The following is a 13,065-nucleotide window of genomic DNA, read 5'->3' as shown; positions in this document are numbered from 1 at the left end:
CTGCGTGCCTCCGGAGGCGCGGGAGCGTTGCGCGGAATATCCCGACGCTTCTAATATGGTCCCGCCGTATCGGAGACGGGGAGGCTGCGTCGGTGAAGCGGATGGAGTTCTACTACGACCTCGTGAGCCCGTACTCTTACCTGGCCTACGGTGAGGCCGGGCGCGTAGCCGGGGAGGCGGGGGCGGAGGTCGTCCTGCGGCCCGTGCTGCTGGGGGCGCTGCACAAGGCGGCGGGGATCAAGGCGCCCATCGAGACGCCGGCGAAGGGGCGCTACCAGGCGCGGGACATCCGCCGCTGGGCCGGGCGATACGGCCTCCCGATGCGCTTCCCGGAGCCCTTCCCGTTCCGGACGCTGAAGACGATGCGCGCGGCGGTGTGGTGCGCCGGGAGGGGGAGCCTGGAGGCGTTTACCCGCGAGGCCTTCGCCCTCTTCTGGGAGGAGGACGGGGCGCCGAAGGGGCTGGAGGCCTCCGACGAGGACGGACCTTTACGCGAGGTGGCGCGCAGGGTCGGGCTCGACCCGAGGAGCTGATCGCGGGTGCCGGATCGGGCGGGGCCAAGCAGGCGCTCAAGGAGGCCACGGAGGAGGCCGCCGGGCGGGGTGTCTTCGCCACGCCGACCTTCTTCGTGGGGGAGGAGATGTTCTGGGGGAACGACAGGCTCGACTTCGTTCGGGAGGCGTTGATGGCCTGATGCCGGCGCCCGGGGAGCTGCGGGGACCGGGGGAAGGCGGACGAGTAACGCAAGCGTGCGGATGAGGAGGATGCCGTGTTCAGAAAGCTTTTGAGCAGCATAGGGGTCGGCGGGGCGACCGTCGACACCCGTTTGTCCCACGACACGCTCGTCCCCGGGGAGACGGTTAGCGGGGAGACCATCATCGAGGGCGGGAGCGGCCCGCAGGAGTTCCAGAGGATCTACCTCTACGTCTCGACGCAGTACAAGCACGAAGATTCCCTGCACGAGCATATCCTCGTCGAGCACAGCGTGGGCGGCGAGGTCTCCGTCGACGCCGGAGAGAAGAGGACCATCCCGTTCTCGTTCCCGCTCCCCTACGAGACGCCGCTCTCCCTCGGCCGTCACGACGTCTACGTGCGCACCGGCCTCGACGTGCCGAACGCGATCGACCCGAGCGACGTCGACCCGATCCGGGTGGCGCCCCACCCCCTGCAGCAGGCCGTGCTCGACGCCGCGGGCAACCTCGGTTTTCGCCTCCGGCAGGTCGAGAACGAGCACGACCCTCGCAAGGGGCGCCGCTGCCGTTCGTCCAGCAGTTTGAGTTCGCGCCGGAGGGCCGCTACCGGGGCAAGGTCGAGGAGATCGAGCTCGTCTTCAAGCTCGCGGGCGACGAGGCGCTCGACGTTCTCGTCGAGCTCGACCGCCGCGCGAGCTCGCTCGGGGGCTGCTGGAGTCCGCCCTGGAGATGAACGAGCGTTTCACCCGCCTACGCGTCACCCGCTCCGACGCCGAGCGCGGCGCCATCGAGGGGATGCTGGCGGACGCCATCGACGCCCACACCCGCTAGAAACCAGACCGCGGCCCTCCTCCGTGGGGGCGAGAAGAGATGGGCCGCGGGCTCGGTGCCGTCGTGCTCTCGCCCCTGATCCCGGCGGCGCTCCCGGCGGCCTACTGCTACGGGGCCGTCGCGCCGTAACGACCGAGAGCCCGCTGACCCTTTCGGGAGCAATGTGTGAAGGGCCGGGCGTCCCGGCCGAGTGGACCGGCGACACGCGCTTTCGGTACGCCGGGGGCTTGGCATATACTGCGCATGGTCGGGGCCTCGGGAGGGTTCCGTTGGGGACGCGAGGTTATCTAGTAGGGGAGAGGGGCGAATGGGTGAGTCCTTTGTGACGCCGGGGACCACGGCGGTCAACCTGGACCTGACGGGGCGGAGCGCCCTCGTCACCGGGGCGGCGAGCGGGATCGGCCGGGCGTGCGCCGAGAGGCTGGCGAAGGCTGGCGCGGCCGTGACGGTGCTCGACCTCAACGGCGAGGCGGCCAGGAAGGTGGCCGACGGGATCGGCGGCGAGGCCGTTCGAGCCGACCTCGCGGACTACGCGGCGCTCGACTCTTTAGAGGTCGAGGCCGACGTCGTGGTCAACAACGCGGGGCTCCAGCACGTAGCGGCGATCGAGGAGTTCCCGCCGGAGAAGTACTCCACCATCCTCAGGGTCATGCTGGAGGCGCCGTTCAGGATCGTGCAGAAAGCACTCCCGAGGATGTACGAGAAGGGCTGGGGGCGCGTCGTGAACATCTCGAGCGTGCATGGGCTCCGGGCCTCCCCTTACAAGGCGGCGTACATCTCGGCCAAGCACGGGCTGGAGGGGCTCAACAAGGTGATCGCGCTCGAGGGCGGGCCGCACGGGGTCACCTCCAACTGCATCTGCCCGGCGTACGTGAGGACGCCGCTGGTGGAGGGCCAGATCGCGGACCAGGCCAGGACGCGCGGCATCTCCGAGGACGAGGTCATCGAGAAGGTCATGCTCACGGGGCCTGCGATAAAGCGCCTCGTGGAGCCCGAGGAGGTGGCCGAGCTCGTGGCGTTTCTGTGCGCGCCGGAGGCGTCGTTTATCACGGGGGCTTCTCTGACGATGGATGGCGCCGCGACCGCCCAGTGGTAAGGGGAGGGTTCCGGTGAGGCTAGGGGAAAGGACGGGATCATGACCGAAGCGGCAGAGGGCACCCTGCTCTGGGAGCCATCCGAAGGGTTCAAGGAGAACGCGAAGATCACGGGCTACATGCGCTGGCTCTCCGAGGAGAAGGGCCTCTCCTTCGAGGGCTACGAGGAGCTCTGGGAGTGGTCGGTGACGGACCTCGAGGGGTTCTGGGCCTCGATCTGGGAGTACACGGGCGTGGAGGCGTCGAAGCCGTACACGCGGGTGCTGGCCGAGCGGAAGATGCCGGGTGCCGCGTGGTTCGAGGGGGCGGAGCTCAACTACGCCCGGCACGCCCTGAGGCATGCCAGGGATCGCGCCGACGAGCCGGCGATCCTCTACCGCTCGGAGACCAGGCCCCTCGGTGAGATCTCCTGGCGCGAGCTCGAGGGGAAGGTCGCGGCGATGGCCGCGGGGCTCAGGTCTCTCGGCGTCGGGCGCGGGGACAGGGTGGCGGCGTACGTGCCGAACTCCCCCGAGGCGGTCGTGGCGTTTCTGGCTACCGCCTCCCTCGGCGCGGTCTGGTCGAGCTGCTCGCCGGACTTCGGGCCGGGGAGCGTGGTGGACAGGTTCGCGCAGATCGAGCCGAAGGTCCTGTTCGCCGTGGACGGCTACAGCTACGGCGGCAAGGAGTACGACCGCACGGAGGTCGTCGCCCGGCTCCAGCGCGAGATGCCGTCCCTGGAGAAGACCGTCGTCGTGCCGTACCTCAGGGAAGACCCGGACGTCGGGGCTCTGAGGGACGTGGTCCCCTGGGACGAGCTCGTCTCCGGCAACGAGGGGGCGGAGCTGACCTTCGAAGGGGTCCCGTTCGACCACCCGTTGTGGGTGCTCTACTCGTCCGGGACGACGGGGCTCCCGAAGGCGATCGTGCAGAGCCAGGGCGGCATCCTGATCGAGCACCTCAAGAAGCTCGCGCTCCACGCGAACGTGGGGCCGGAGTCGAGGCTCTTCTGGTTCACCACGACGGGCTGGATGATGTGGAACTTCACCGTGGGCGGACTCCTCTCGGGTGCCACGATCCTCCTCTACGACGGCAACCCCGGGTACCCGGACATGAACGTCCTGTGGGAGTTTGCCCAGGAGACCGGGATGACCTGCTTCGGCACGAGCGCCGGGTACCTGACGGCGTGCATGAAGTCCGAGGTGGAGCCGGGGAGGAGCTTCGATCTCTCCGCCCTCGAGAGCGTCGGGTCCACGGGCTCGCCCCTGCCGCCGGAGGGCTTCGACTGGGTGTACGAGCACGTAAAGGGAGACGTCTGGCTGTTCTCGACGAGCGGCGGCACCGACCTCTGCACGGCGTTCGTCGGCGGGACCCCGATCCTCCCGGTGAGGAGCGGGGAGCTGCAGTGCCGCTCGCTCGGGGCGAAGGTCGAGGCGTACGACGAGGAGGGGCGGCCGCTCATCGACGAGGTCGGGGAGCTCGTGATCACCGAGCCGATGCCGTCGATGCCGATCTACCTGTGGAACGACCCCGACGGGGAGCGCTACAGGGAGAGCTACTTCGACCTGTACCCAGGGGTGTGGCGCCACGGAGACTGGATCAAGATAAAGCCCGAGGGCTCCTGCGTGATCTACGGACGGTCCGACTCGACGATCAACCGCGGCGGGGTGAGGATGGGGACCGCCGAGATCTACCGGGCGGTCGAGGCCGTCCCGGAGGTCGCGGACTCCCTCGTCGTCGACCTGCACAAGCCCGACGGCTCGGCCTTCATGCCCCTCTTCGTCGTCCTCAAGGAGGGCACCGAGCTCGACGACGACCTGAAGCGCCGCATAAAAGCGGGCATCCGGGAGAACACCTCGCCGCGGCACGTGCCGGACGAGATCCTGGCGGTGGGGGAGGTTCCCCGCACCCTCAACGGCAAGAAGCTGGAGGTGCCGGTGAAGAAGATCCTCTCCGGCACCCCCCTGGACAAGGCGGCGAGCCGCGACTCCCTGGCGAACCCCGCCGTCCTCGACGACTTCGCGAGCCTCGCCGGGAAGCTGGGTCGGTGAAAGGGCCGGAATATTTGACTCAGGTTCAAGCCTCACATAACCTGCTTCGGGAATGGGAGAAGGGGTTTCCGACCGCCGGGCGTCGGCAGCAGGTTCCAGAAGCGCCGGACGGGGCACTCGAAACCTAAGAGAGAGCCAGTGGAAGGAGCAGCAGTGGGAGGTATGCATGGCTAGCGCCAGCGCGGTGGGAACCCGACAGGCGCCAGAGAGGGACATCCTGAAAGTTGCCCTGACGGCGCTCACGGGGTCCAGCATCGAGTGGTACGACTTCTTTATCTACGGGACGGCCGCGGCGCTCGTGTTCCCGACGCTGTTCTTCTCGGCGGACATGCCGCCGCTCGTGGCGACGCTCGCCTCGTTCAGCACGTTCGCGGTGGGCTTTATCGCCCGCCCGATAGGCGGCATCGTCTTCGGGCACTTCGGCGACAAATCGGGGCGCAAGAAGGCGCTGGTGACGGCGCTCCTGATGATGGGGATCGCGACGACGGCCATCGGGCTCTTGCCCAGCTACGCCACCATTGGCTGGCTCGCGCCGCTGCTGCTCATCGTCCTGCGCTTCGTGCAGGGCCTCGCCGTCGGCGGGCAGTGGGGAGGCGCGGTGCTTCTCGCGACGGAGAGCTCGCCCCGAGACAAGCGTGGCTTCTACGGCAGCTTCGCCCAGATCGGGGTCCCGGTCGGGGTGATCCTCGCCCAGCTCCTCTTCCTGCTCATAAGCTCCTCGCTCGCCCCCGAGGCGTTCCAGGCGTGGGGCTGGAGGGTACCGTTCCTTCTGAGCATAGTCCTTATCGGGGTCGCGATGTACGTCCAACTCAGGCTGGAGGACACGCCGGCCTTCCGCCACCTCCAGGAGGCCAAGGAGGCCAGGGAGAGGGAGGAGCTCGAGCGGGTCGCGGCCGAGCGGAACCAGAGCGTGGAGGAGGCGCGCCGGGAGCTCGCGGCCGAGCGCCAGCCCTCGCCGGTGATGGAGGCGATACGCACGCACCCCAAGCAGATCCTGCTGGCTATGGGCGCGTTTATCGCGATCAACGCCAACTTCTACGTCTTCATCACGTTCATCATCGCCTACGGGACGAACCCCGAGATCCTGGGCCTCTCCCAGACGACCATGCTGGCGGCGGTCCTTATAGCGTCCGTCTTCCAGATCCCCGCGCTGCTCTTCTTCGCGGGCCTCTCCGACAGGATAGGGCGCCGCGGGCTCTACATGGCGGGGGCCGCGTTGCTCGGGATCTTCTCCTTCCCCTTCTGGCTCATGGTGAACAGCGAGAACTTTATCCTCATAGCTCTCGCCCTCATCATCGGCCAGGCGTTCCTGAGCATGATGTACGGGCCGCAGGCGGCGCTCTACTCGGAGCTTTTCTCCACGAAGATGCGCTACTCGGGGGCTTCGTTGGGGTACCAGGGCGGCTCGATCTTCGGCGGCGCGCTCGCCCCGATCATCGCCACGGCCCTCTACGCTAGGTTCGGCACCTCGATCGCCATCGCCGTGTACATGGCGGTCGTGTGCGCCATCACCCTCCTCTCGGTCTACCTCCTCTCGGAGACCTACCAGACCGACATGGACGAGGAGGCGGGCGCCGCGGGCGGCGCCTCGGAGCCCGTGGGCGGGACGCAGGGCACGGCCACGAGCTAGAGCGAGCCCGGAGAAGGTCTTACGTCGCCCCTCGCGTACCCCGCGCGAGGGGCGCCCTGCTTGACGAAGGAGGAAGATGTACGAGACCGTTTCTTTGCACAAGCACGACGGGGCGGCGGTGATCGCCCTGAACCGTCCGAAGGTCCTGAACGCGTTCGACGGGCAGATGCACGAGGAGCTCTTCGACGCCCTGAACGACGCGGCGAGCGATCGGAGCGTGCGCTGCGTCGTGCTGCGCGGCGAGGGCCGGGGCTTCTCGGCCGGGGCGGATCTGGCCGAGGTCATCAAGGGCGACGACAACCCCGACGGGCCGGACCTCGGGGAGTACCTGAGGAAGACCTACAGCCGCCTCGTCGTGCGGATGGTCGAGATGGAGAAGCCCATAATCGCGGCGCTGCACGGGCCGGTCTACGGGGCGGGGCTCGGGATCGCCCTGGCCTCGGACCTCCGCGTGGCGGCCGAGAGCGCGAAGTTCTCGGTCGCGTTCGTGAAGATAGGATTGATGCCGGACGCGGGGGTGTCGTTCTTCCTGCCGCGCCTAATCGGGCTCGGCAGGGCGATGGAGATGAGCATGCTCGGCGACGGGGTCGACGCCGCCGAGGCGCTGGGCTACGGGCTCGTGAACCGGGTGGTCCCGGACGACGCGCTCGAAGGGGAGGTGGCCGCGCTGGCCTCCCGCCTCGCCTCGCTGCCGACGGCGGCTTTGGGCAGGATGAAGGGGGCGCTGCACGCGAGCTTCGAGACGGACCTCGCCGCGGCGCTGGAGCGGGAGGCCGTCGGGCAGACGTTCTGCGGCTACACGAAGGACCACAAGGAGGGCGTGGCGGCCTTTTTCGAGAAGCGCGAGGCGACCTTCACGGGGGGATAGAGGGGGACCTCTTGCCGAAGGCGGAGAGCTACTTCGAGCTCTGGCCGGTGAGGGTGCCGCGCTCGTTGCCGCTGCCGGAGACGAGCGTCTTCGACAACCTCGCGGTCTCGGCGCTGCTCGTCGCGCCGCCGAAGGGCGGGTCCGGCAAAATCTTGTGGCGCCGGCTTCAGGAGGAGGAGAGGAAGACGGCGGGGACGAGGTAGGGGGAGGCTTATGGAGATCCGCGACGCGACCGAAGCAGACCTGCCCCGGATCGTGGAGATCTACAACTCCGCGGTGCCTCTGCGCAACGTCACCGCCGACACGGAGCCGATCACCGTCGAGAGCCGTAAGGCCTGGTTCCGCGCGCACGACCCGGGACGCCGACCCTTGTGGGTCGCCGAGGAGAACGGTGAACTCGTCGGCTGGCTCTCCCTGGGCGAATTCTACGACGGGAGGCCGGCCTACCACGCGACGGCCGAGGTCGGCGTGTACGTCGCGGAGGGGCACCGCCGCGAGGGCGTGGGGCGAGTGTTGCTCGGCGAGGCGATTCGACGGGCGCCGGGGCTCGGCCTGAAGACCCTGACGGCGGGCGCCTTCAGCCACAACGGCCCGAGCTTGCGTCTCTTCGAGGGCTTCGGCTTCGAGCGTTGGGCTTTCTTTCCGAGGGTGGCGGAGGTCGACGGGGCGGAACGGGACCTAGTGGTCCTGGGATTGCGGTTGGAATGAGTAGGAAGGAGCGCATGACGCTCGAGAGCGTGACGCGGCACGGTTTCAAAAGTTCGGGGAACCGCCCCGGCCGCAGGAGATTAGCGGTCGGCTTGTCGCTCTGCGTGCCATGGTGCTTCCCGGCGAGCGTTCGGGCTCGGAGGGATAAGCTCTCTTGAGTCGGGGGTGATCGGACTTCAAATGGCTCTTCGAAACGACACGGACCGCGTCCGGCGGCAGTACGACCGGACGGCCGCGCGGTACGACGATCTCATAAGCTTCGCCGAGAGGATGCTCTTCGGCGGGGGGCGAGAGTGGGTGTGCTCCCGTGCTCGCGGGGAGGTGCTGGAGATCGCGGCTGGCACCGGGAGGAACCTCCCCTTCTACGCGGAAGACGTCGATCTCACGGCCATCGAGCTGAGCCCCGAGATGCTGGAGATAGCGCGCCGGAGGGCCGCGACGCTCGGACACGAGGCGGACCTGCGCGTCGGGGACGCGCAAGACCTCCCGTTCCCCGACGCCCGCTTCGACGCGGTGGTCTGCACTCTAGGACTCTGCACGATCCCCTCGCCGGAGATGGCCGTGCGGGAGGCCGCGAGGGTACTCAGACCCGGCGGGCGCTTACTGCTCCTGGAGCACGTCCGGAGCCCCCTGCTGCCGGTGCGCGTCTTGCAGATTATCCTCAACCCGATCACCGTCCTCACCGAGTCCGACCACCTGCTGCGCGAGCCCCTCGTGCACGTCGGGGAAGCAGGCCTCGTCGTGGAAGAGTTGGAGCGGTCGAAGCTGGGGATCGTCGAGAAGCTGGCCGCGAGGAGGCCCTGACCCTCCCGGCGCCTTCGTGGAGAGGGTCGGGTCGACGTGCGTGCGGTATGATCCCGTGGCTCTAGTTCGGGGAGGCGTGTGCGAGCATCTGTCCTGGTCTCGGCCGCGGTCGCCGCCCTCGTAGGTTTCGGCGGGACGCTGGCTATCGTGGTGGCCGCCGCGCGGGCCGTGGGGGCCGATGCGGAGCAGACTTCGTCGTGGGTCGCGGCGTTGTGCCTGGCGACGGCGGCGACGAGCGCGTACCTCAGCTTCCGCCACCGCATCCCCATCATCACCGCGTGGTCGACGCCGGGCGCGGCCCTGATCGCCTCGTCGACCGGGATCGGCCTGAACGCGGCGGTCGGGGCGTTCCTCGTCTCGGGCGCGCTGGTGATGCTCACCGCCGCTATCAGGCCCGTCGGCGCCCTCGTCGATCGCATACCAACCCCGATCGCCGCGGCCATGCTCGCCGGGGTGCTGCTCAGGTTCGTCGTGGACCTGTTCGAGGGGGCCGGGACCGCGCCGGCGCTGGTGCTGCCCCTCGTCGGCGCCTTTCTGTTGTTGCGGCTCGTGAGCCCTTCGGCCGCCGTTCTCGTCGTGCTCGCCGCCGGCGTGGCCCTGGCGTTCGCGCTCGGTCTCGTCGGCCCGTTGCCCGGGGGCGCCGGGCTCGCGACGCCCGTGTTCGTCCCTCCGACGTTCGAGCTTTCGGCGGCCGTCGGGCTGGCGGTTCCCCTGTTTCTCGTGACGATGGCCTCGCAGAACCTGCCCGGGTTCGCGGTCCTTCGCGCGGCGGGTTACGGGGTGCCGACCCGGTCCATCCTCGCCGCGACGGGGCTGGCTTCGGTCCTGACGGCGCCGTTCGGCGCGCACGCGAGCAACCTCGCCGCGATCACGGCCTCCATCTGTACCGGCCCGGACGCCCACCCGGACAAGGAGAAGCGCTGGCTGACGGGTCCTGCCTACGCGCTCCTCTACGCCGGGCTCGCGGCGTTCGGCGCCTCGCTCGTCGCGCTCCTCTCCGCCCTGCCCCCCGAGCTCATCACGACGGTCGCGGGGATCGCCCTGATCGGACCGCTCGTCGGCGCCCTGGGCTCGGCCCTCTCTAAAAACGATGAGCGCTTCGCCGCCGTCCTTACGTTCGTCGTCTCCGCCTCCGGCCTCTCGGTCCTCGGGGTAGGTTCCGCTTTCTGGGGCCTCGTCGCCGGCCTCGCCGTACTCGGCCTGGACGCCTCTTACCGGCGATGGACCGGCCGAACGGAGGGCTAGCTCAGCACGTCTCGGCGCACGAAGACCGCCCAGGCGGCGGCGAGAAAGGCCGCGCCCCAGAGGAGGCTCACCCAGAGGGAGCGAACGATGGGTTCCCAGGCGATGGGGTCGCGCGCGAGGTTGAGCCAGGCCTCGAACTGGCTCGTGAGGAGGTAGGGCTCCAGGGGGCCCGCGAGGCCCAGGCCCGAGGCGAGCCGGAGGAGCAGGACGAGGACGACGGCGCCGACGCCGGAGCCCAAAGAGTTGTGTGTGGTGACGGAGAAGAAGACGGCGACCGCGGCGAGCGCCATGAGCGGGACGGCGACGAGGGCCGCCCCGCCCCAGACGAGCGCCACGCCGCGCCCGACGCTTATGGGGGAGCCGCCCGGGCCGGCGAGGGGCTCGAAACCGCTCGCGAGGTACCCGGCGGCGAGGCCGACGGCGGCGAGGACGGCCGGGGCGGCGAGGCAGTAGAGGGCGACCGCCGCCGCCTTGGAGAAGAAGAGCCGGGTGCGGCCGATGGATCTGGAGAGCAGGGTCTTCAAGGTCCCGGCGGAGACCTCGCCTGCGATCGTGTCCCCGGCGACGAAGGCGACCACGAGCGGGAGGAGGACGAAGGTCGCGAAGGCGAGGGTGATGAGCGGGACCACGAGGCCGTTCTCCAGAAGCTGGGCGGCGAACGGCGCCTCGCCCGCGTCGGGGCCGCGGCGCGTTATCTCGACGGCCGCGACGAACAGGATCGGGACGAGCGCCATCGCGCCCAGCCCGAGAAACGTCCGCCGCTGGCGGAGGAGCTTGTAGAGCTCCCAGCGGATCAAGGCTCGCCCTCCGTAAGCTCCAGGAACAGGTCCTCGAGGCTCGGTCGGACGGGGACGAGCGCCCGGACCTCGACGCCAGCGGCCACGAGCTCGCGCACCACCGGACCGATGCCGCCGGGCCCGACCTGCAGCCGGATCTCCTCCCCGAGCTCGCCCGGCGCGGGCTCGGAGACGCTCAGGACGGAACCGGAGGCGCGCAGGACGCCCAGGGCATCCTCCGCGTTCCCGACGGCGAGGCGGTACTCGGGGCTCGCGCCGGCGTCGCCCATGACCTCGGAGATGGTGCCCTCGGCGAGGAGGCGCCCGTGCCCTATCACGGCGACGCGGTTGCAGAGGCCTTCGACCTCGGCGAGAAGGTGGCTGGAGAGGAAGATGGTCAGGCCCTCCCCGGCGAGGCGCCGGACGAGCGCCCGCACGTCGCGCATCCCGCCCGGGTCGAGGCCGTTGGTCGGCTCGTCCAGGATCAGGAGCTCCGGCTCCCTCAGGAGCGCCGCCGCGATGGCGAGCCGCTGCTTCATCCCGGTCGAGTAGGTCTTGACCCGGTCCTTCGCCCTCCCCGCGAGGTCCACCGTCTGGAGTACCCGCTCGATGGGCGGCTCCTTCTTCCTGCCGTCCGCGGCGGCCAGGATCTTCAGGTTGTCGCGGGCCGAGAGGTAGCCGTAGAAGCCCGGGGCGTCGACGAACCCCGCGAGGCCGGTCCGGCTCTCCGGCCCCCCGACGGGACGGCCGAAGAGCCGGATCTCCCCTCCGTCGGCCCCACGAGGCCGAGGATGGCCCGGATGGTCGTGCTCTTGCCGCTGCCGTTGGGGCCGAGGAAGCCGTACACGTCCCCCCGGCGCACCCCGAAGCTCAGGCCGTCGACCGCGACGAAGCCCCCGAACTTCTTGGTGAAACCCCGGACCTCGAGGACCGGGGGCTCGTGGCCCTCCGTCACGCCCTAGCCGGCGAGGAGACCGCGGGCGGCGTCCCGAAGCTCCGCGGCCGGGACGCTCCCCGAGAGGGAGTACGAGACGCCGTCCGCGCTCCAGGAGAGCGTGGAGCCGACGGGCGTCGAGATCTCGCGCGCCTCGATCCCGCCCCCGAGGTCGACGGTGGGCACCTCGAAGCCGCCGGGCCCGTCCGCGCCGCCGTCTCCGTCGGACGCCTCCGGGGCCGCGGCGTCGCCGTCGGCGGGCTTCTCCGCGAGGACCACGGTCCCCCAGCCCTCGCCGTAGGTGAGCACTGCGGCGTCGCCCGCCACCCGGATCTCCCGCAGCTCCCGCCCGCCGATGGGCTCTGCGAGCCCCCTCACGGGGAACCCGGCGGCCTCGCGCGCCTCATCCACGGAGCCGACCACGCGGGGCTCTTCGGGGCGTCCCTCGCGGTCCTCACGGTTCGGGGCGCCCTCGGGCCCGGCCGCGATGACCTCGGCGCCGGGCGGCGTCTCGAACTCGAAGCGCCTCTCGGGGACGGCTCCGACCTCGAAGTCGCTGGCCTCGTATCGGGCGACGGGCTGGGGGGAGTCCTCGGCGTAGAGCTCGAAGGAGAGCGGCAAGTACGTTTCGGCGTCCACCAACGCCTCGGCCCGCTCCACGAGCGTGGAGCCCGCGTCGCGCGGCTCCAGGGTCAGGGGGTAGGCCCAGCGGCCCGCGACCTCCACGGGCGGGCCGGTCCGGAGGACGCTCGTCGGGGAGATCTCGGCGAGAAGCTCGTTTATCTCCTCGGGGCTCGCGGCCTCCTCGGGGGACGGGGACCCGGACTCGGGACCCTCGCCTGTCCTCACGGTGTTCGACGCGCCGTCGTAGATGCTGACCTCGGGGCCGTTCTTGACGACGACGCGGTCGCCGTTCTCGCCCTGGAGCTCGGCGCGAAGCTTCTCGGGGCCGCCGTACCAGATGCGTGCGCTCCGGGGCCCGGAGGCGCCGGGGCCGTCGCCCTCGGAGGCGGAGATCAGGCCCTCGGGAACGAGCGTCTGCTCCACGGTCACGGTGGCGCGGAAGTCCGGGGCGTTCTCGGGGGCGACGGAGATCCTGCGGAGCAGCTCCGCCTCGTCGAGGTTCTCCGGCGGCGCCCCACGGACGCCCGCCCCCAGGAGAGCGAATGCGCCCGCCGCGAGGGCGGCGACGAGCAGGAGACCCATGAGGAGGATCGTGATGGTCCGCGCCGGAGCCCGTCCGGCCCTCGCGTCTCGCTGCATATCGGATGCCTCCTCGCCGGTGTTGCTTCCCGTTCGCCCCGAGGCCCGTGCGTCGTGCGCGCCGACCTATAAAGAGTGAGTTTACTCCACGGAGAAGGAGAGGCCGGTGCTCTGTATTACCGAGGCTCTAGGTGGAGAGGGCAAAGGGGTATAAAATCCTCCGCAGGCCGATCGAGCGTACTCCCCCCGG

General features: G+C 70.0%; 13 protein-coding genes and 2 pseudogenes. 11 read left to right on the top strand and 4 right to left on the bottom strand.

All coding sequences use genetic code 11. From position 1 onward, the window contains the following. Window positions 1-101 precede the first annotated feature (101 nt). From GBA65_RS23430 to GBA65_RS16525, 11 genes and pseudogenes are all read left to right on the top strand, one after another. A complete protein-coding gene (locus tag GBA65_RS23430) occupies window positions 102-533 on the top strand; it encodes a DsbA family protein (protein WP_266096603.1) in 432 nt (143 codons plus the stop codon). Next, window positions 434-694, top strand: coding sequence for a DsbA family protein (locus GBA65_RS26665; protein WP_407691106.1), 261 nt, complete (start codon window positions 434-436; stop codon window positions 692-694). The genes GBA65_RS23430 and GBA65_RS26665 overlap by 100 nt, the downstream gene beginning before the upstream one ends. 75 nt (window positions 695-769) lie before the next feature. Then, a pseudogene (locus GBA65_RS26660) lies at window positions 770-1,425 on the top strand (sporulation protein). A gap of 405 nt (window positions 1,426-1,830) precedes the next feature. Continuing rightward, window positions 1,831-2,619, top strand: coding sequence for a 3-hydroxybutyrate dehydrogenase (locus GBA65_RS16560; protein WP_166397505.1), 789 nt, complete (start codon window positions 1,831-1,833; stop codon window positions 2,617-2,619). Between the two features lie 39 nt (window positions 2,620-2,658). Beyond that, window positions 2,659-4,647 carry an acetoacetate--CoA ligase gene (locus tag GBA65_RS16555; protein WP_166397504.1) on the top strand — a complete coding sequence of 663 codons (1,989 nt, stop codon included), beginning with the start codon at window positions 2,659-2,661 and terminating at the stop codon, window positions 4,645-4,647. Window positions 4,648-4,813: 166 nt separating this feature from the next. Next, window positions 4,814-6,277 carry an MFS transporter gene (locus tag GBA65_RS16550; RefSeq protein WP_166397503.1) on the top strand — a complete coding sequence of 488 codons (1,464 nt, stop codon included), beginning with the start codon at window positions 4,814-4,816 and terminating at the stop codon, window positions 6,275-6,277. 76 nt (window positions 6,278-6,353) lie between these two features. Further along, complete coding sequence (locus GBA65_RS16545; protein WP_166397502.1) at window positions 6,354-7,145, top strand: enoyl-CoA hydratase/isomerase family protein; 792 nt, start codon at window positions 6,354-6,356, stop codon at window positions 7,143-7,145. A gap of 11 nt (window positions 7,146-7,156) precedes the next feature. Then, window positions 7,157-7,348 (top strand): hypothetical protein, encoded by a 192-nt coding sequence (locus GBA65_RS16540; protein ID WP_166397501.1) that lies wholly within the window; start codon window positions 7,157-7,159, stop codon window positions 7,346-7,348. Window positions 7,349-7,358: 10 nt separating this feature from the next. Continuing rightward, on the top strand, window positions 7,359-7,853 hold the full coding sequence (locus GBA65_RS16535; RefSeq protein WP_166397500.1) for a GNAT family N-acetyltransferase: 495 nt from the start codon (window positions 7,359-7,361) through the stop codon (window positions 7,851-7,853). Between the two features lie 180 nt (window positions 7,854-8,033). Continuing rightward, window positions 8,034-8,657 (top strand): class I SAM-dependent methyltransferase, encoded by a 624-nt coding sequence (locus GBA65_RS16530; RefSeq protein ID WP_166397499.1) that lies wholly within the window; start codon window positions 8,034-8,036, stop codon window positions 8,655-8,657. A 78-nt stretch (window positions 8,658-8,735) separates the two neighbouring features. After that, entirely contained in the window at window positions 8,736-9,902 is a 1,167-nt protein-coding gene (locus tag GBA65_RS16525; RefSeq protein ID WP_166397498.1) for a benzoate/H(+) symporter BenE family transporter, read from the top strand. On the opposite strand, the gene GBA65_RS16520 is transcribed toward GBA65_RS16525, so the two are convergent. The 4 genes and pseudogenes from GBA65_RS16520 to GBA65_RS16505 form a co-directional block, all read right to left on the bottom strand. Then, on the bottom strand, window positions 9,899-10,699 hold the full coding sequence (locus tag GBA65_RS16520) for an ABC transporter permease (protein ID WP_166397497.1): 801 nt from the start codon (window positions 10,697-10,699) through the stop codon (window positions 9,899-9,901). The genes GBA65_RS16525 and GBA65_RS16520 overlap by 4 nt on opposite strands. Continuing rightward, window positions 10,696-11,217 carry an AAA family ATPase gene (locus GBA65_RS16515; protein WP_407691105.1) on the bottom strand — a complete coding sequence of 174 codons (522 nt, stop codon included), beginning with the start codon at window positions 11,215-11,217 and terminating at the stop codon, window positions 10,696-10,698. Before GBA65_RS16515 ends, GBA65_RS16520 begins: the two co-directional genes overlap by 4 nt. Further along, window positions 11,203-11,525 (bottom strand): annotated as a pseudogene (locus GBA65_RS26655) (ATP-binding cassette domain-containing protein); the annotation flags it as partial. The pseudogene GBA65_RS26655 and the gene GBA65_RS16515, both read right to left, overlap by 15 nt. A 111-nt stretch (window positions 11,526-11,636) precedes the next feature. Beyond that, window positions 11,637-12,875: a LolA family protein gene (locus tag GBA65_RS16505; RefSeq protein ID WP_166397495.1), complete on the bottom strand. Its 1,239-nt coding sequence runs from the start codon at window positions 12,873-12,875 to the stop codon at window positions 11,637-11,639. Window positions 12,876-13,065 lie beyond the last annotated feature (190 nt).

Source organism: Rubrobacter marinus, from assembly GCF_011492965.1.
Classification (GTDB): domain Bacteria; phylum Actinomycetota; class Rubrobacteria; order Rubrobacterales; family Rubrobacteraceae; genus Rubrobacter_F; species Rubrobacter_F marinus.
Note: the sequence above shows the minus strand (reverse complement) of the source record. Positions and strands in the feature narration are given on the sequence as shown.